The organism is Streptomyces sp. NPDC056835, from assembly GCF_042789485.1.
Classification (GTDB): domain Bacteria; phylum Actinomycetota; class Actinomycetes; order Streptomycetales; family Streptomycetaceae; genus Streptomyces.
The window spans coordinates 170,362-188,777 of sequence record NZ_JBHUBB010000009.1; the positions used below are offsets into that span (position 1 = coordinate 170,362).

An 18,416-nucleotide genomic window follows, 5' to 3' on the forward strand; every position below is an offset into this window, starting at 1 on the left:
GGAACCCCTGACAGGACACGCGTTCCGCCCCGGGCCGTCCCACCGGAACGCGTGGCCCTTCCTCTTTCCGTGTCGCGGTGTCGCCGAGAAATCGGATTGCCGTGAGGCCGGAGCTCACGTTGGCTGGGCAGCATGGCTGAACTGCGCACCGATCGCCTCACCGTCCGTCGATGGCGGGACTCCGACCTCGAACCATGGGCGGCGATGAATGCCGATCCTGAGGTTCGCGAGCACTTGGGAGACCTGCTTACCCGCGAACAGAGCGATGCCTCCGTGGGGCGGTTCCAGGCCGAGTTCGACCAGCGGGGCTACGGATGGTGGGCGGTTGAGGTGCAGGCCACGGGTGAGTTCATCGGCTTCGCGGGCTTGGATCAGGTGGATGACCACATGCTGTTCACAGGAGTGGAGATCGGCTGGCGGCTCGCCCGTTCGGCCTGGGGCCAGGGTTACGCTTCCGAGGCCGCGTTGGCAGTTCTGGCCTACGGCTTCGACACTCTTGAACTTCCCGAGATCCTTGCTGTGACTACGGCCACCAACCTCCGCTCACAGGCGGTGATGCGCCGAATCGGCATGACGCGGGACCCGGCCGACGACTTCGACGACCCCACCGCGCCCGAAGGTCCACTGCGTTCGAACGTGTTGTACCGCATCGCCCGTAGTACGAGGGCCTGACGATCTCCGCTGCGGTGCTTGGTCAGGCTGCGGCTTGGAGGGGCCGTCCGTCCCAGCGGATGCCTTTCTCGATGTGGCTGCGGATGCGGATGCGGATGCGGATGCGGGCGTGGGCGCGTTCCCTGCGCTGCGCTGCGCGGCGAGAACGGCGGGGTAGCCCGATTTCCGGCCGATCGCGGACGCGGCGATGAGTTTGTCCGGCCCGTAGAGTCACACCACCGCTATCGACAACATCAGGAGGAACACGTGGCTCAGCTACTGAGAGTCCAGAACTTCACCGTCTCAAGTGACGGGATCGGTGCCGGTGAGGATCAGAGCTTTGAGAGGCCGTTCGGCCACGCCGATCCCGGGAAGCTGTTCGCCTGGGCCGGCGCCACGGCGAGCTGGCCCATGCGCACCGACCCCGGGGGGAGCCGGGGCCTCGACGATTACCTCACGCGGGATTACACACGCAACATCGGTGCCGAGATCATGGGCCGCAACAAGTTCGGGCCCCAGCGCGGCCCCTGGCACAACCATGAGTGGCGCGGCTGGTGGGGCGACGAGCCCCCGTTCCGTACCCCGGTGTTCGTCCTGACCCACCACAAGCGTCCTTCGTTCACGCTCTCCGACACCACGTTCCACTTCGTCGACGGTGACCCGGCCACGGTCCTTGAGCAGGCGCGGGATGCGGCGCGGGGCAAGGACGTCCGCCTCGGCGGCGGGGCTACCACCATCCGGCAGTTCCTTGACGCCGACCTTGTCGACACCATGCATGTGGCGGTCTCGCCGGTGAAGCTCGGGTCCGGAGTTCGACTCTGGGAGTCCCCCGACGAACTGCTCGACCGGTTCCACCTGGAGGTCGTTCCCAGCCCGAGCGGCGTGACGCACCACCTCTTCTGGCGAAAGTGACCCCGCCTTGGAAGGGGCGCTCGTGCCAGACGTGGACGGCTACGTGAAGGATCGCTCCGCGCACGTCGGTCTCGCCGCTTTCGAAGGCCGTCAGGGGCGTTGCCGACGATCAGTCGGAGTAACCCCGTGGCTACGAAAGGTCGTTTGACTCGCTCGGCCTTCGGCGCAGCAGTCAGCCGTACGGCGGCGAGGTAGCGGCTGAACGTTTCCTGGCTGTCCGGTGTGAACGGGTGCTGGATCATGAACTGGCGGAGTTCGGTCTCCGGCAGCCAGCACCTCGCCGCGTTGTCGGAGTCGCCCAAGTACGTCCACTACGTGGGCGATCCTCCGCCTTGCGATTGCACGCACCAGACGCCGCGGCCTGATCCGCGAAGATCGACCGGGCAGGGCCGAGGAGATGGGCGAGACGCGTGTTCGTCGCCAGCGAAAACGGTCATGAGCCGCGGCTGCCGCTGCCAGGGTGTGCCCATGAATACGACACCGGATGGACGGTCTATCCCGCCCGCGCATGCCGACGAAGGCGCCATGCTGGAGGCATGGCTGGACTTTCACCGTGCGACTCTCGCTCTGAAGTGTTCGGGCCTCAAAGATGATCAATTACGGCTGGCTGCGGCGTCGCCTTCGTCAATGACGCTGCTCGGTCTCCTTCAGCACATGGCCGAGGTGGAGCGCAAGTGGTTCCAGCGTGTATTCGCAGGTCAGGACGTGCCGACGGTCTTCAAGGAGGGCAGCCTCGATGGTTTCGCCCTCCAGCCGGAACGAGGAATCGACGAGGTGATGGCTGCCTGGCAAGCGGAGGTCGCCCGAGGCCGTGAGCTGATCGCAGACGCATCGCTGGGGGACTCCGGCCGCCTGTCCGAACAGGACGCGAGTATGGTCGGCGACCAGGGAGTCTCCCTGCGCTGGATCATGGTGCACATGATCGAGGAATACGCACGTCACAACGGTCATGCCGACCTCATTCGCGAACAGATCGACGGAGTCACCGGTGCATGAGATGTGCTTGCGCGGTCGCAAGGACCGCGCAAGCACCCGGCTCCCGCTCTCAGCCGGCGGCGGCCTGCTCAGTCAGGGCCTTGATCGAGCCGTTGAAGGTGAGACGTTCGACGATGGCAGAGCCGGGGATCGGTGAAGGTCTTCGTCCAGCCGCTGAAAGACTCGTTGGAGACGATGGCGACGCAGTTCTTCTCCCCGCGTTCGGTCAGCACCATGAACAGCGGCTCAGCGCCCCGCCGGTCCAGTTCCATGCAGCCGAGTTCATCGATGCGGAGAAGGTCGACGCGGCCGTAGCGGGCGATCGTCTTCGACAACTCCTTCTCGTCGGCCGCCTCGGCGGCCCGCGAAGGGCTGCCGCGAGGGCGTGAGGAGCGGTCGGCGGTGCCGGCTTCGCCGTGACGGTGTCCGCGGGGTGTCACTTGGCCGGGCGGCGGCGGGACATCCCGGCTCCGCGGCAACGTGAGCGATTGGCCGTCCGCCGTCGACACCGCGGGCACAGCCGCGTCCGGCCTCCGGGTGTCAACGGTGCGTTCTTGTGGGTGGTCCGGCACCTGCATAATGGACTGGGAAGTCCATTTCGGGAGGGTAGCGATGAGCGGTGTGCTGACGGCGAAGGGGCAGGCCACGAGGGCTCGGATCATTGACGGCGCGGCCGAGGTGCTGCGGGAGAAGGGGGTCACGTTCACGACGCTGGACGATGTGCGGGCGCGCACCGGTACCAGCAAGAGCCAGCTGTTCCACTATTTCCCCGAGGGCAAGGAGCAGTTGCTGCTCGCGGTCGCGCAGTTCGAGGCGGACCGGGTACTGGACGATCAGATGCCGTATCTGGGGTGCCTGAACTCCTGGGACGCCTGGGAGCAGTGGCGGGAGGCGGTTGTGAAGCGCTACGAGGAGCAGGGGGACCACTGCCCGCTGGGCTCACTGACCATGCAGGTCGGGCGCTCGACGCCGGGCGCGCGGGGGATCGTCACGGAGTTGCTGCGCCGGTGGCAGGAATATCTGGCTGTGGGCATCAGGGCGATGCAGACGGCCGGATGCCTGCCGGCGTCGTTCGACGTCGACCGTAGTGCCGCCGCGCTGCTCGCGGGTATCCAGGGTGGTGTATCGATCATGCTGTCGACCGGCCGGTCCACGCATCTGCGGGCGGCGCTGGACAGCGGTATCGGACAGCTGCGCATGGCCGGGGTCGGCTGAGACCTCCAGTGCCGGCGCGGCCGCCCCGCGCAGCCACCGGGGCACCCGGTGGTGTGCGGAGCGACCGCATGGCCGGCGGATACCGCGCGGCCCTCACGGCCCCCCGACGCGGCGGCGTCCCGCGTCCGAGTCACACATCGTAGGATCCGCCGTCGATGTGCAGGGTCGTGCCGTTGATATAACCGGCGGCCGGGCCGGCCAGAAAGGCGACCAGGTTGGCGTACTCGTCGGGCCTGGCGATATGACCGACATCGTTGGGGGCGAGTGCAACGGCCTTCGGTTCGATTTCAGCCCAGGTCTCTCCCCAGCCCCGCGCCTTGCCCGCCCCGACCACGAAGTCCAGTGCGGCGGGGGTGAGGATGCCTCCCGCCGCGACAGCGTTGGAGGTGACGCCGGAGTGCTTCAACTCGCGGGCGAGCGAGGTGGCGAGGTTGTTCCGGGCGGCGTTGGTGGCGGCGTAGTGGGGCTGGCTCGCGGTGGGCCGGTGGCCGGTGACGCTGCTGATCTGGATCACCCGTCCCCAGCCGCGTTCGCGCATACCCGGCAGGAGGCGCTGGACCATACGCACACTGGCGATGACGTTGACGTTGTACATCTCGGCCCAGGCCTCGGGCGGGGTCTCGCCCCACCGCGCCGCAGGATCGTAGATACCGGCGTTGTTGACGAGGATGTCGATGGGCCCGTCCTCGACCGCTGCGGCCTGGACTTCCCCGGCACCGGCATCCGTGGCGAGGTCGCCGATGGCGATGCCGGCGATACCGCCGTCTTCACGGATGGACCGCGCCACCGCGGCGGTCCGTGTCCGGTCCCGTCCATGCACCACGACAGCGGCGCCTTCGGCAGCCAGGCGCCGCGCGATCGCCTCGCCGAGGCCGCTGCTCGATCCGGTGACCAGTGCCCGCCTGCCAACGAGCTGAAGATCCATTGTTCTGATTCCTTTCACGGGGACGGGACGCCCGGGCGGGGGGTGCCGGCGGCGTCGGCGACTGCGGGTCCGTGCCGTCAGGGCAGGAGCAGCAGTTTTCCGGTGGTGCGGCGGGATTCGATGTCCCGGTGCGCCTTCTCGGCGTCTTCGAGGGCGTAACGCTGCCCGACGCGCGGCCTGAGCTGTCCCGCCGAGACGAGACCGAAGATCTCCGCGCTCCGGGTGAGGAGCGCGTCGCGGGTGGGCACATGGTCGGCGACGGCCGGGTAGGACAGCAGGATGCTGTTGGGCAGCTCCATCGGGTTGAGCGAGAGGTTGCCCATCAGTACGCCGTAGTAGGCGAGCACGCCGTGGCGGCGCAGGGACAGCCGCGACGAACGGAAGGTGGCCGGACCGGCGCCGTCGTACACGACGTGCGCCCCCTCACCGCCCGTGAGCTCTTTCACCCGGTCCTCGAAACCGCCCCCGCTGGAGACCAGAACGTGGTCGGCCCCGGCCTCCTGCGCTACCGGAACTTTCTCCGCGCGGGAGACCAGGCCGATCACCGTGCCCCCGCGCGCCTTGACCATCTGCGTCACCATCAGGCCGACGCCGCCCGCCGCCGCGTGCACGACAGCGACATCGCCCGGCTTGACCGCGTACGTCTCCGTGGTGACGTGGTTGGCGGTCAGCCCCTGCATCATCACCGCCGCCGCGCTCTCGTCGTCCACGCCTTCGGGGACCTTCACCAGACGGTCGGCGGGAATGGCGAGCTGTTCCGCGTAGCTGCCCCGGTGGTAATACCAGGCGACACGGTCGCCGACCGCGAGCCCTCGCACGCCCTCGCCGAGTGAGGCGACACGGCCCATTCCTTCCACCCCCAGGACGGTGGGGACCGACCACCCGGGCAGGGGCCTGGTACGGACGCCGACGTCCATGAAGTTCACGCCCGCGACACCGAGCCGCACCAGCACTTCTCCCGGTCCCGGAACAGGGTCCGGGAGCTCGGTCCAGGTCATGACCTCCGGGCCGCCGCGCTGCTCCACGAAGATCGCGCGCATGGGACACCTCCTCGTCTCGCTTCGGAGTACGGCGGACTGGGTCTCCCGCCGGACACTGGCGACCGTAGGGCGACAAAAGTGGACTAGCAAGTCCAGAAATATGCGGTGTCGGCCCCCGGGCGAACCACTGTGGATCGGTGTGCCGACCGGTCGCGTCCGATACCTGACGGTCCCGGTGAGGTAGTCGCGCACGGCAGAGAAGGAACTTGGTCAACTTGGAGGCCGCCCCACCTATCCGCGCGGCCTCTTATGCGGTCCCGGCCCGACGGTCCGTACGCCGCTGCGAACGCGACCGGCCCGGCGCACTCGTCCACGTGGACATCAAGAAACCCGGCGACATCCCCGACGGCGGAGGCCACAAGACGAAGGAAGCCCACCTACGCCGCCGGGCACTCCGTCAAGTCGCCCGAATCCAGGAGAGCTTGCGGCGCAGCGCCGACAAGAGACAGCAGGCTGGAGCTGGAACGCCTGCGAGCCCAAGCTGACGGAGGCGAGCACGGTGTTACCGCGCTGAGCCAGGCGATCACGCTTCGGCGATGATCTGGGCCTTCAACCGGTCGTACTGGTCCAGGGCATCGGGGAGGTGGTCGAAGTAGTCCTCCCAGAAGCCGGGTCGTTGCCATTCCTTGGGTGCCAGCGTCAGCCCACCGTCATTGAGCCCGGCCACCCAGCAGGCCGGCATCCGATCGGACACGACCTCGAACATGGCCGCATCCCACAGCCCAGGGGTGTCGACGGAATCCCAGCTGTCGGCCCGAGGAGGGATACGGAACATCACCCGGGTCCGGTTGGCGAGGACTTCGAGAACCTGGTACTCCTCACCGATGTGGATACCGGGGTGTTCGCTCACCACCGCCATGGTCGCGGGGCTGATGATCTTTACGCATCGGACGATCACACACGCAGACTAGGTCCTGTCACCGCCTTTCCGGACAGTGATGCGACCGCTTGACACAACCAGCGCGTGAACGTCCCTGAGCTGTTGGAGGCCGCTTTCCCACTGAGGGTGGGCCAGTTGTGGGAACCGCGACGATTCTGGAAGTCCAACCTCCCGTGTGGAGAAGTGTGTTCGCCTCTTGTGGCCGGGAAGCCTTCTTCGAAGGCCACGTCCACGCGCTGCGGACACGGGGCGGGTTCCCGCGGACCACGGTCGGCTGCGCCAACCTGAAGGCCGCTGTTGCCCGGGTGCCGGGGTGGAGTCGAGATCGAGGAGATCCTGAACGCGATGGAGCCCTCCAACGGCTATGATCGACGCTCCCAGCGAGGTTCGGGCAGCGCACTGCCTGTCCGGGGGAGGGAGCGCGAGCATGCAGGTCGCCATCGTCATCGACGGAGAGGCCGACGCGGAAAGCGACGACCAGCCGTTGACGTCCCTGTACCGCTGGTTGACCCAGGACCCCGATGTGTCACGGCATGCCGTGATTTCGCTGGTGCCCGAAGAGTCACGGGCGGGGGACATGGGGGGCGCGTTCGAGGTGATCAACGCGGTCGTCGCCCAAGGGATCGCCCTCGGCAGCCTGGCTGTGGCGTGTGCGACATGGCGGGCTTCTCGTTCCGCAGCCCCGGTGGTGCGCCTTGAACGCGACGGAGTAACAGTGACTGTGGAGGACGGCTCTCCGGAGACGGTGACCCGCATCGTGGATGCCTTGAACCGGCCACAGCCAGAGGCTCGTGGAGACAGGACGGACGAGCCGTAGCCATGGGGACCGTCCTGCCCGATCCCGCCGCCTCACAGGCGCTGCTCATCGGCGTCCATACGTACGACAGGCTTGAGGACTTACCCGCGGTCAGGGAGAACCTGGCCGGACTCGCGAAGGCGTTCACCGATCCGGACTTGTGGGGGCTGTCTCCCTCGCACTGCACCCCGTTGCTCCAGCCGCGCAGCGCACAAGAAATCCTCGACACCCTCACCGACGTCGCGATGCGCGCCACCGACACTCTGGTGGTCTACTACGCCGGTCACGGCCTCTCCGACCCCCACAGTGACGAACTGCACCTCACGCTGACCGGCTCGGACAAGGAGCGCCTGTACACCACGCTGCCGTACGAGTGGCTGCGCCGGGCGGTGCTGGATCCGCGGGTCAAAGCCCGGCGGAAGGTGGTGATTCTGGACTGCTGCTACAGCGGACGCGCTCTGCTGGGCGGGATGGGCGGCACCGACCAGGTCGCCGACCAGGCTCTCATCGAAGGCACGTGCCTGCTGGCGGCCTCAGCGGGAACGCGCAGGGCCCTGTCGCCACCAGGCGAGAAGTTCACCGCGTTCACCGGGGAACTGATCACCGCCCTGGACGAAGGCATCGCCGACGGTCCACCCCTGCTCGACATGGACACCCTGTACCGGCACCTGTACACCACGCTCGCGGCGAAGGCCAGACCGCTGCCTCAGCAGCGCAACCGCAACACCGGGGGGCGGATCGCACTTGCCCATAACCGCGGCCACGTCCCCTGCCCCGTCCCTGTCCCCGCTCCCGCCTCCGCTCCTGTCCCCGTTTCCGTGCCCCGCCCCTCGGAGCCGGGGACGCCGAATCCTCCGGATGATTCCCCCTCGGGGGTTCTCCCAGGGGATGCTGCCGTCGAGGGCACGCTGCCCGTACCTCCTCCGAGGCCCGTCGCCCCCGCGGCCGGTGAGCCTCGTACCCAGCCCGGCCGGACGATCCCGGCCCAGCAGAGCCCGACGCCCGCAGGCCGCCCCGGCCTTCCCCCGGCCCCGGTCGTACGTCCTGGAAGATTCGGCTCTGCCCGGGTCGTCTTCGGCGCCGCCACCGCCGTATGTGTCCTGGCCGTGGCAATCCCCATGGCTCTCAGCTGGCGCGAGGATTCGCCCGGCTCCAGTGATGACGGCTCTCGAACCGGGTACAACGCCGCCATCACGGGTGTCGTCAACGCGTCGGACGCCAAGGGCGGCACGCTGAAGTTCGTCAGTGCCCAGGACGCCGACTCATGGGACCCGCAGCGCGGATACTACGGATTCATGTGGAACTTCTCCCGTTACTACACCCGCCAATTGGTCACCCACGCGCCTCAGCCGAGCGGCACAGGCGCCGAGACCCCCGAACTCGTACCGGACCTGGCCACCTCGCTGGCCAAGGTGTCCGACGGCGGCAGGACGTACACCTACACGCTGCGCGCCGGGATCACCTGGGAGGACGGCTCGCCGGTCACCTCCAAGGACATCAAGTACGGCATCGAGCGTATCTGGGCCAAGGAGACCATCACCGGCGGCCCGGTCCACCTGCGCTCGGTCCTCGACCCCGCGGGGACCTACGAGGGTCCGTACAAGGACACCGCCAAGGACAAGCTCGGCCTGAAGTCCATCGAGACCCCCAACGCCCGGACCATCGTCTTCAAGCTGCCGCTCCCTCATTCGGACTTCGAGCAGATGCTGGCGATGCCCTCCGCGTCCCCGGTGAAGGCGGAGAAGGACACCGGGGCCCGGTACGGGCTGGATCCGTTCTCCAGCGGCCCGTACAGATTCCAGTCGTACGCGCCGAACAAATCGCTCGTGCTGGTGCGCAACACCCATTGGAAGAAGTCGTCCGATACGGTCCGCGCGGCACTGCCGGACAAGATCACCGTCACCTTCACCAGCACCAGCCCGGGCGTTTCGCTCCTCTCGGACGTCTACGACCTCGATCTCACCACGGTGGGCCTGGACGGGGTGAACCGAGCCCGGGCGCTGGCAACCAAGGACCTGAAGAAGTACCTGGACAACCCCCGCACCGGCTTCGTCCGCTACGCGGCCCTCCCGCAGACGGTCAAACCCCTGGACAACATCCACTGCCGCAAGGCCGTCATCTACGCGGCAGACAAGCAGCAGTTGCAGACCGCGAGAGGGGGTCCGTCGGTTGGCGACATCGCCCCGAACCTGCTCCCGCCGGGCCTGAGTGGTGCCGACCCCACGTACGATCCGTACGGCACACTCCAGAACGGCGGCAAGCCGGACGTGGCCAAGGCCGAGCGGGAACTGAGGGCGTGCGGCAAGCCGGAGGGATTCTCCACCACCATCGTGGTGGGCAACGGCGGAGCCGCCGACGTCGGCTCCGCCGAGTCCCTGCGGGATTCCCTGGCCAAGGTCGGCATCGACGCGGAGATCAGTCAGTTGGGCAAGGAGATCTACGAGAGCATCGGTACGCCGAACGTCGTGAAGGACAAGGGCTACGGCGTCATCCTGGCGAGCTGGGCCGCCGACTTCTCAAGCGGGCAGAACTTCCTCCAGCCGCTGACCGACGGCCGCTGGATCACACCGAGCGGCAACCTCAACTACGCCGGGATCGACGACCCCGCGATCAACAAGCTTTTCGACGACGCCGTCGCGCAGACCGACCGGGACAAGGCCGGTGAGATCTACCGGCAGATCAACCGCAAGGTCTCGGAAGGGGCTTACCTTCTGCCGCTTCTCTACCAGAAGAGCACTCTGTGGCACAGCCCTCGCCTGACCAATGTCTATGTCTCCGGCGCCTACGGCGGCTACGACTACGCGTCGTTGGGGGTAGGGAACACCTGATAGGCGGATCCGTCACTGTTCGGGGAGGGGAGAGCCATCTCGGTGCGCGGATATCCCACATCGCGCCCGGCCGCGTACACATCATGCTTCCCAGTCGGCCCGAAGTCACCCAGCAGTACGGGTACTTCCACGCGGGCGCGACCAGCGCCATCGCGGACAGCGCCGGCGGCTACGCGGCCTACACGCTGTTCCCCGAGAACACCGAAGTGCTCACGGTCGAGTACAAGATCAACCTGCTGGCGCCCGCCGTCGGCGACCACATCGAGGCGGTCGGAACCGTCCTGAAGTCCGGACGCACCCTGACCGTCTGCCAGTTGGAGGTGTTCGGCGTGCAGGATGGCAGGCAGAAGCTCGTCGCCAACGGTCAGCAGACGCTGATCCGGGTCAATAGACCGGGCGGTGAGTAGCCCGCAGCCGCTGCCGACGGCGACGGGGAGGTGCGCCGCAAACCTTCCCCCAAGGAGACCCCCGGCTTCCATCCAGCCGATGACGTATCTGGCGTCACACCGCCTCGGCGTTTGTCCGGACCGGCGAACCGCCGGCCGCTCCGTCGGCCGCGCCGGCCAGGACTTCGACCAGTTCCGCACCGAGAGGTCGGGGGTGGCCGCTACCACCCCCGACCAGCGCCGGGTCAGATCGGTGTCGAAAACGACGGGGCGGCCCCTGACGTCCAGCACCACGCCCTGCGGCTCGGCCGTGATGGCTGAGTCACTTTCCGGCTTTGACGCCCGCCTTGTGGAGCGCCAGGTAAAGCGCCTTCGTCGTTTCGGCGACAGCGTTCTTGTTCGAATCGGTTCCGGACAGCGCGTTGAGCATCATGAAGTCATGCGTGACGGCCGGGTAGTGCGTGAGTGTGACGGGTACGCCTGCCTTCTTGAGGTTGTCGGCGTACGCCGTGGCCGCGTCGAGCAGCACGTCGGAGTCCGTGATCACCAGCGCGGGCGGCAGCCCGCGCAACTGGTCGAGGCTCGCGCGCAGAGGGGAGGCGATGGGGTTGTCGCGGTCCTTGACGTTGGGGGCGTAGGCGTCCCAGAACCACTTCATGGCCGGCCGGGTGAGCCAGCAATTCTCTTTGAAGCGGTGGTAGGAGGACGTGTCGAAGTCCGCGTCCGTCACGGGGTACAGCAGCACCTGCTGCTGGAAGTGCGGGCCACCGCGCTGCTTGGCCAGCAGGGTGACGGCGGCGGTCATGTCGCCTCCGACCGAGTCGCCCGCGACGGCGAGGCGTGTGGGGTCGACGCCGATCCGGCGGCCATGTGCCGCGACCCACTTGGCGACGGTGTACGCCTGCTCGACGGGGACGGGAAACCGCGCCTCGGGTGACGGGGTGTAGTCGACGAACACGACGGTGGCACGCGCCCCGTTGGCGATCTGCCGCACCAGCCGCTCATGCGTCTTGAAGTTGCCGAGCACCCATCCGCCACCGTGGATGTAGACGATGCCGGGCAGGTCCCCGCCGGCGTCCTTGGGGCGGACGAGGTGTACGGACACCGGGCCGGTGGGACCGCCGGGGACGGACCGTACGGTGATCTCGGCCGGCAGCATGTTCACCGGTCCGGCCTGCAGCTTGTTCAGTACCTCCCGGGCCGCGGGGTATGACAGCTTGTAGAGCGGCGGGCCATCGGCGGCAGCCAGCCCGTTGAGGAAGTCCTGGTCCTGTTCCTCAAGCTTCACCGGCGGATTTCCGCACGGGACGTTGGCGGCGGAGGCCGCCGCGAGGGCGGGATGATCCAGAGCGCCGGGGCTCTTCTTCTGTGTGCCACACGAGGAGAGAACAGTGGCCAGAGCGAGCGTGAGGGCTATGGCGCCGGTGCGGCGAGCCTTGCGCCGCGATCCGGAGAGCACTCTCGGACGGGGACGGTTCATAGTCGGGGCTCCTAGCTCACGTGTGAACCTGGGGCCCAGCCTGTTTGCAGAGGGACGTTCCGGACCAGTGGAGATGAGCTGGTGGAGTGATCGGCGGAGGGACCCGGGGCGGGCGGAGGGACTGCGGTCAAACACGCCGCTCGGTCATGACACACCCCTCACGCAGCTCGGGGGCAGCACACGTTCATGCCACACGTCGATGTGGTTCCTGGTCACGCAGTGCTCAAGGCGCATGGCCGCACCGTGGCCGGCCCCTTGATGCCCTGACGGGCCCGCCGGTCGCGCGGACTCTCTTGCGGCACGTGGCTAACGATGTTAGCTTATTGGCTACTGAGCTAAATCAAGGAGGTTCTCATCATGGTTGGGACCACACACTCCACCCAGTTCCTCGCCGTCGACGGCGGCCGGATCGCCTACGACGACACCCGGGGCGACGGGCCGCTGGTGGTCTGCCTGCCCGGGATGGGCGACAACCGCACCACCTATCGCTTCCTCGCCCCGGTCCTCGCCGAGCGCGGCTACCGGGTCGTCACCGCCGACCTGCGCGGCGCCGGAGAGTCCGACGCCGCGTTCGCCGACTACTCCACCACCGCGGTCGCCGCCGACCTGCGCGCCCTGGTCCGGCACCTGGACGCCGGACCGGCCGTCGTGGTGGCCAACTCCTATTCCGCCGGCGCCGCCGTGATCGCGGCGGCCGACGAGTCATCGGCCTTCGGGGGCCTCGTCCTCACCGGCCCGTTCGTGCGCAGCCCGAAGCAGCCGGGCGTCGCGACCCGGCTGGCCATCGCCGTCGTCGGGCGCTTCCCGCGCGCGTGGACGGCCTTCTGGGGAACGCTGTTCGCCGGTGCGAAGCCGGACGACTTCGCCGCGGCCCGCGCCCGGCTGCTCGGGCAGCTGCGCGAACCGGGGCGGATGGCCGCGCTGCGCGCCATGGCCGCGGGCGGGCATGACGCGAGCGAGCGACGGCTGGGCGAGCTCGCCGCCGCCGGGCAGCCGGTACGGATCGTGATGGGCAGCAAGGACCCGGACTTCAAACCGGACCCGCGTGCCGAGGCCGACTGGATCGCCGAACGGTCCGGCGGGGACGTGGTGATGGTCGACGGCTCCGGCCACTACCCGGCCGCCGAGGACCCGCGGGCCACCGCCGACGCGGTGCTGCCCTTCCTGGCAGGGGTCGCCGGTGCCGCGCAGTAGGACGGGCACCGGGAAGGCCGGGAGCAGGGCGGGGCTGAGCCCGGCCGCGGTGGTGGACGCGGCACTGGCCACGGTCGACGAACAGGGCCCGGCGGCGCTCACCCTCGCCGCCGTCGCCGCCCGTACCGGGGTGGCCGTGCCCTCCCTCTACAAGCACGTCAAGGGATTGCCGGAGCTGCGGTTGATGCTGGTGAAGCGGGTGTTCGGCGAGCTGGCGGAGCAACTGCGGGACGCGGCGCTGGGGCGCAGCGGCGACGACGCGGTCGCCACCGTGCTGCACGCGTACCGCGACTACGCCCGCGCGCACCCCGAGCGCTACGCGCTGCTGCCGCAGGGCGCGGGCCCGCAGGCGACCGAACTCGGCGCCGAGGTCGTGAAGGTGATCTTCGCCGCGCTGCGCGGCTACGGCCTGGCCGACGCCGACCTGGTGCACGCCACCCGCTGCCTGCGGGCAGCGGCGCACGGCTTCGCCGCCCTGGAGACGGCCGGTGCCTTCGGCCTCCCGGACAGCGTCGATACCTCCCACGACCACCTCGTCACCACGATCACCTCCGGCCTCGCCACCGCGTTCCGTATCGGCGCCTGACGACGAGCTTCACTCAGGCTTGTCGTAACGATTCCCGTCTACCTCGCCGAGATAGGTGCCCAGCGGCTGGAGAGCCGCCCAAAGCTGATCAAAATAGGCGGTGAAGTAACTCATGAAAGTGGGATCCTCGATGCTGAGGCCGTTCAGCTTCTGACGTGGGCCCCCGGAGAACGCCAAGAACACCACCCTGTCGTCGATCAGCGCCATGTTCAGGCCGTCAGCCGACGCGGTCCACCGCAGCACGTTCGCCTCGTAGTTGAGGATGTGCTTGCTGTCCTTATAGTGCTGGCGGGCCCAGGACAGCATGTCCTTGTCCGGGCTTCCGCCGTGTTCGGGCACGCCGATGACGCGTCGCACACACCGCTCGTCATCACTGTCTTCGCCGGCCCACCCCAAGATGGACGCGAAGTACTCGGCGGATGCTCGGGTGGTGTACTGAGTCGGTGGATAGCGACGCGTGTAAGTGACTCGAATCTCTGACCGGGCCTGGCGGACGCGTTCCGAAGCCGCCTCGTAGAACTCACGATTGTTCCGGTACCAGCGCGCGGCCAGCATCGCCTCCCCAGTGGCATGAAGCCCCTCCACGATCGGCATCCGCGCGACCGCTGTGGCGGAACCCTTCGAGCTTTGGCGCAGTTCGTCGTTCTGCCGCTTGGCCTGTAGCCATCGCTCCTGCCAGTCCTTCGTGATCCCACCACACGTCTCCACGAATGCCGCGGTGTGTGGCCAGCTCGGAAACCGGCGACCGTTCAGGATGGCGGAGACCGTGCTGCGCGCGCAGCCCATCTTCCGGGCGAGGGTCTCCTCGGTGGGTTCGTTGAAGGTGCGTCGCCGAAGCTCGCGCAGCTGAGCCGCGAAAGCGAGCTGGGGCTCCGGCAGAGGCGATGGTGTGCGCTGGCCAGACACGATTCTCCCCCATTGATGGACACAGAACGCTACTGAGTGTCCGTCATTGTCCTTCATTGCCACGGGCGTTCGCCGGCTTTCGTGGATGAGTCCCCTCTGCCCGTGAAGTTCTACGCGCGTCTCCAAGGCGTTGTCCCTGTACGGCCCCGGCTCCACACTCTGGGGAGCGGCCGCCACTGGCCGCTCCGGCAAGAGGAGGGAGCGTCCCATGTGATCTGTCCAACCCCTGCGAAATAGGCCTCGGACCCCGAAGCAGGCCACGGGCCGGCGCCGTACCAAAAGCCAAGGCCGCCCCCTGATGCTTCTGGGTGGAAGCAGGGAGCGGCCTTCTGCTCAAACACAAGGAGACCTCGTGTTCGTCAAGTTCAGGATAGACCTGCCATGTATGAGCGTGGCCTTCGTGGCCACGCTCGTGATGGGTATCGTGCTGGTGATGTCCCCCTCGGCCCAGGTGGCCGTCCTCCAGGAGGAATGGCTGCTGCCGGCAGTCGCCTGCCTCCTGATCGCTGTACGGCCCGACGAGAGGGGTCGGCGATGACATCTCGCGATCCCGTAACAGCATGCCCGCAGTGTGGGGAGAACACCTCGCGCTTGACCTACACCGAGCTCGTCCGCACATGCAACGACGACTTGAAGGTCGCTGAGTGGTCGGAGTGCGGACGGTGTCACAGGTGGCTCACCTACCGCATCGGGGGGCATGGGGAAACGCGCCCCAGGACGTCGGCGCCGTAACCGGAGCCTCATCCGCTTGGCTGCCCATCGGGGAGGGATCCGTCCAGTACCTCGCCCGCCGGCCGCGCGATGCCCACCGCGACGGGCAGCCCTTCCAGCCGTCCCGCCTGGCCGACCTGACACCGGCTCTGCCCGGTACGAGCCGGCCGCCGACCATCGCATCCGAACCGGACGCCGTGGCTGGGGGCCGGCAGGGGCTCAAGGGCTGTCCCGTGATGCCCGGCCGGCGTGCGACACCACGTGCGTAACGTACTCGTTCGGGTGCCGAGGCCAGGAGCGCGAGGTCGTCATACTCCTTGAGTGTCAGAGCCACCACGGCCTGACCGTCGACGACAACGTGCCGGGGATCGGGCTTCGCCCTATGGTGCCTTCCGCCACTCGACTCTCAACGTGTCCGGTCTGCGGGGCTGCTGCCCGCTCGTGGCCGGGCCGGGGCGGACACCCATGGGTCTCCGCCCCGGCGCGATGGGAATCAGGGGTTCTCGGAGGCCAGTTCCGCGCGGATCTCACGGGCGGCGGTGACCAGGTTCTCCAGTGAGGCCCGGGTCTCGGGCCAGCCGCGGGTCTTCAGACCGCAGTCGGGGTTCACCCACAGTCGTTCGGCCGGGATGGCCTCAAGTCCCTTACGGAGGAGAGCCGCCACCTCCTCGGCGCTGGGGACCCGCGGGGAGTGGATGTCGTAGACACCGGGGCCGGCCTCGCGCGGGTAGCCGTGCTCGGCCAGTTCACGTGCGACCTGCATGTGGGAGCGTGCGGCCTCCAGGCTGATGACGTCGGCGTCGAGGTCGTCGATGGCCTGGACGATGTCCCCGAACTCCGCGTAGCACATATGGGTGTGGATCTGGGTGTCCGGCCGTACGCCGCTGGTGGTGAGCCGGAACGACTCGGTCGCCCAGGCCAGGTAGGCGGCATGGTCGGCGGAGCGCGGCGGCAACGTTTCACGCAGGGCCGGTTCGTCGACCTGGATGACCGATGTACCCGCCGCCTCAAGGTCATTGACCTCGTCGCGCAGGGCGAGCGCGACCTGGCGCGCGGTGTCGCCGAGCGGCTGGTCGTCGCGGACGAAGGACCAGGCGAGCATGGTGACCGGTCCGGTGAGCATGCCCTTGACGGGGCGGTCGGTCAGCGACTGCGCGTACGTCGTCCAGCGCACCGTCATCGGCTCGGGACGGGAGATGTCCCCGGCCAGTACCGGGGGCCGGACGTAGCGGGTGCCGTAGGACTGTACCCAGCCGTGCTGGGTGGCGAGGTAGCCGGTGAGCTGTTCGGCGAAGTACTGCACCATGGCGTTGCGTTCGGGCTCACCGTGGACCAGCACGTCGATCCCGGCCTTCTCCTGGAAGGAGAGGACTTCCCGGATCTCGTCCTTGATCCGCTCCTCGTATCCGGCGGTGTCGATCCGCCCGGTCCGCAGGTCGGCCCGCGCGGTGCGCAGTTCGGTGGTCTGCGGGAACGAACCGATGGTCGTCGTCGGCAGCGGCGGAAGGCCGAGGTGTGCGCGCTGGGCGGCGGTCCGTTCGGCGTACGGCTGCGTGCGCCGTCCGTCCGCGTCGGTGATGGCCGTGGTGCGGGCACGCACGGCGGGATCATGGGTCAGCGCGGACCCGGCCCGGGATGCCAGGTCGGCACGGTTCGCCGCGAGTTCGGCCGCGATGGTGTCGGTGCCCCGGTCAAGACCGCGCGCCAGGACGGTGATCTCCTGTGTCTTCTGCCGGGCGAAGGCGAGCCAGCGGGCGATCTGCGGATCGATATCGCGTTCGGCCGCGGCGTCCAGCGGTACGTGCAGGAGCGAGCAGGACGCGGAGACGTCCACGCGGTCGGCGAGACCGAGGAGCGTGCCGAGGGTCGCGAGAGACTTCTCGTAGTCGTTGATCCAGACGTTGCGGCCGTTGACGACACCCGCGACCAGGCGCTTGCCGGGCAGTCCGCCGACCGCCGCGAGGTCTTCGAGGTTGGCGCCGCCCGATTCGGTGAAGTCGAGGGCCAGCCCCTCGACCGGTGCCTTGGCCAGAACGCCCAGCGCGTCGCCGAGCCGCCCGAAGTACGAGGCGACCAGCAGCTTCGGCCGGTCGGTGGCGGCGCCCAGCTCACGGTAGGTCCGGGTGACGGCGTTCAGCTCGGCCGGAGTGCGGTCCTGGACCAGGGCGGGCTCGTCGAGCTGGACCCACTCGGCGCCGGCCGCGCGCAGATCGGCGAGCACTTCGGCGTACACCGGCAGCAGCCGGTCCAGCAGGGTCAGCGGCTCGAAGTCCGCGGCCACGCCCGGCGCGGGCTTGGCCAGCAGCAGATAGGTGACGGGGCCGACGAGGACCGGTCGGACGGTGTGTCCGAGCGTGAGGGCTTCCGTCAGCTCGGCGACCTGCTTGGTGGAGTCGGCGGAGAAGACGGTGTCCGGGCCGAGTTCGGGAACCAGATAGTGGTAGTTCGTGTCGAACCACTTCGTCATCTCCAGCGGGGCGACATCCTGGGTGCCCCGGGCCATGGCGAAGTACCCGTCCAACGCGTCGGCCTCGACCGCCGCGCGGTGCCGCTCGGGGACAGCGCCGACCATGACGCTGGTGTCCAGGACATGGTCGTAGTACGAGAAATCACCGGACGGCACTTCGTGGATGCCGGCGTCGGCCAGCCGCCGCCAGTTCGAACGGCGGAGATCCGCCGCGGTCTCCCGGAGGGCGTCGGCGCTGACGCGGCCCTTCCAGTAGCCCTCGACGGCCTTCTTCAGTTCACGGTTCTGTCCCTGGCGGGGGTAGCCGTACACGGTGGCTCGTGCTGCCGCGGCTGCGGGCTTCGCTGTCACGGAACTCTCCTTCGCGAAGATGTGTCCTGGTATCCCGGAGACGGGACCGAGGACGCGAAGGGACGACCGACCGGGCGGCCCACGACGCTGTGCCGTCCGTGTCTGCCGCTCGA

At 68.4% G+C, this 18,416-nt stretch carries 16 protein-coding genes and 1 pseudogene; 10 read left to right on the forward strand and 7 right to left on the reverse strand.

All coding sequences use genetic code 11. The features are described 5' to 3' along the window. Positions 1-132 precede the first annotated feature (132 nt). The 3 genes from ACFRMN_RS12830 (at position 133) to ACFRMN_RS12840 (ending at position 2,559) form a co-directional block, all read left to right on the forward strand. The gene (locus ACFRMN_RS12830; RefSeq protein WP_383017622.1) at positions 133-672 is read left to right on the forward strand and encodes a GNAT family N-acetyltransferase; all 540 of its coding nucleotides are present in this window, start codon (positions 133-135) and stop codon (positions 670-672) included. A gap of 246 nt (positions 673-918) precedes the next feature. After that, positions 919-1,563 (forward strand): dihydrofolate reductase family protein, encoded by a 645-nt coding sequence (locus ACFRMN_RS12835; protein WP_383017625.1) that lies wholly within the window; start codon positions 919-921, stop codon positions 1,561-1,563. 468 nt (positions 1,564-2,031) lie between these two features. Then, positions 2,032-2,559, forward strand: a complete 528-nt coding sequence (locus ACFRMN_RS12840; RefSeq protein ID WP_383017628.1) for a DinB family protein — start codon at positions 2,032-2,034, stop codon at positions 2,557-2,559. 49 nt (positions 2,560-2,608) lie between these two features. Here the strand turns inward: ACFRMN_RS12840 and ACFRMN_RS12845 are convergent. Next, positions 2,609-2,894: pseudogene (locus tag ACFRMN_RS12845) on the reverse strand (ATP-binding protein); the annotation flags it as partial. Positions 2,895-3,150: 256 nt separating this feature from the next. On the opposite strand from ACFRMN_RS12845, the gene ACFRMN_RS12850 reads away from it, so the two are divergent. Further along, positions 3,151-3,753 carry a TetR/AcrR family transcriptional regulator gene (locus ACFRMN_RS12850; RefSeq protein WP_383017631.1) on the forward strand — a complete coding sequence of 201 codons (603 nt, stop codon included), beginning with the start codon at positions 3,151-3,153 and terminating at the stop codon, positions 3,751-3,753. A 130-nt stretch (positions 3,754-3,883) separates the two neighbouring features. Here ACFRMN_RS12850 and ACFRMN_RS12855 read toward each other — a convergent pair whose 3' ends face one another. The 3 genes from ACFRMN_RS12855 to ACFRMN_RS12865 form a co-directional block, all read right to left on the reverse strand. Continuing rightward, complete coding sequence (locus tag ACFRMN_RS12855) at positions 3,884-4,678, reverse strand: SDR family NAD(P)-dependent oxidoreductase (protein ID WP_383017634.1); 795 nt, start codon at positions 4,676-4,678, stop codon at positions 3,884-3,886. Positions 4,679-4,755: 77 nt separating this feature from the next. Next, entirely contained in the window at positions 4,756-5,718 is a 963-nt protein-coding gene (locus ACFRMN_RS12860) for a quinone oxidoreductase family protein (protein WP_383017637.1), read from the reverse strand. 523 nt (positions 5,719-6,241) lie between these two features. After that, entirely contained in the window at positions 6,242-6,577 is a 336-nt protein-coding gene (locus ACFRMN_RS12865) for a hypothetical protein (protein WP_383017852.1), read from the reverse strand. Between the two features lie 448 nt (positions 6,578-7,025). Between ACFRMN_RS12865 and ACFRMN_RS12870 the strand changes: the two genes are divergently transcribed. Genes ACFRMN_RS12870 through ACFRMN_RS12880 form a run of 3 tightly spaced genes read left to right on the forward strand, consistent with a single transcriptional unit; the run spans position 7,026 to position 10,629 of the window. After that, on the forward strand, positions 7,026-7,415 hold the full coding sequence (locus ACFRMN_RS12870) for a hypothetical protein (protein ID WP_383017640.1): 390 nt from the start codon (positions 7,026-7,028) through the stop codon (positions 7,413-7,415). Positions 7,416-7,417: 2 nt separating this feature from the next. Beyond that, the gene (locus ACFRMN_RS12875) at positions 7,418-10,222 is read left to right on the forward strand and encodes an ABC transporter substrate-binding protein (RefSeq protein ID WP_383017643.1); all 2,805 of its coding nucleotides are present in this window, start codon (positions 7,418-7,420) and stop codon (positions 10,220-10,222) included. Further along, positions 10,219-10,629, forward strand: a complete 411-nt coding sequence (locus tag ACFRMN_RS12880; RefSeq protein WP_383017855.1) for a PaaI family thioesterase — start codon at positions 10,219-10,221, stop codon at positions 10,627-10,629. The genes ACFRMN_RS12875 and ACFRMN_RS12880 overlap by 4 nt, the downstream gene beginning before the upstream one ends. 301 nt (positions 10,630-10,930) lie before the next feature. Here ACFRMN_RS12880 and ACFRMN_RS12885 read toward each other — a convergent pair whose 3' ends face one another. Next, positions 10,931-12,088: an alpha/beta hydrolase gene (locus tag ACFRMN_RS12885; RefSeq protein ID WP_383017646.1), complete on the reverse strand. Its 1,158-nt coding sequence runs from the start codon at positions 12,086-12,088 to the stop codon at positions 10,931-10,933. A 357-nt stretch (positions 12,089-12,445) separates the two neighbouring features. Between ACFRMN_RS12885 and ACFRMN_RS12890 the strand changes: the two genes are divergently transcribed. Further along, positions 12,446-13,282 carry an alpha/beta fold hydrolase gene (locus tag ACFRMN_RS12890; protein WP_383017649.1) on the forward strand — a complete coding sequence of 279 codons (837 nt, stop codon included), beginning with the start codon at positions 12,446-12,448 and terminating at the stop codon, positions 13,280-13,282. Then, positions 13,269-13,868 carry a TetR/AcrR family transcriptional regulator gene (locus ACFRMN_RS12895; RefSeq protein WP_383017652.1) on the forward strand — a complete coding sequence of 200 codons (600 nt, stop codon included), beginning with the start codon at positions 13,269-13,271 and terminating at the stop codon, positions 13,866-13,868. Before ACFRMN_RS12890 ends, ACFRMN_RS12895 begins: the two co-directional genes overlap by 14 nt. A 9-nt stretch (positions 13,869-13,877) precedes the next feature. Here the strand turns inward: ACFRMN_RS12895 and ACFRMN_RS12900 are convergent, their stop codons facing one another. Next, entirely contained in the window at positions 13,878-14,774 is an 897-nt protein-coding gene (locus ACFRMN_RS12900) for a helix-turn-helix domain-containing protein (protein ID WP_383017655.1), read from the reverse strand. Positions 14,775-15,159: 385 nt separating this feature from the next. On the opposite strand from ACFRMN_RS12900, the gene ACFRMN_RS12905 reads away from it, so the two are divergent. After that, positions 15,160-15,312 (forward strand): hypothetical protein, encoded by a 153-nt coding sequence (locus ACFRMN_RS12905; RefSeq protein WP_383017658.1) that lies wholly within the window; start codon positions 15,160-15,162, stop codon positions 15,310-15,312. Positions 15,313-15,978: 666 nt separating this feature from the next. Here ACFRMN_RS12905 and metE read toward each other — a convergent pair. Next, positions 15,979-18,303, reverse strand: coding sequence for a 5-methyltetrahydropteroyltriglutamate--homocysteine S-methyltransferase (metE, locus tag ACFRMN_RS12910; protein WP_383017661.1), 2,325 nt, complete (start codon positions 18,301-18,303; stop codon positions 15,979-15,981). Positions 18,304-18,416 lie beyond the last annotated feature (113 nt).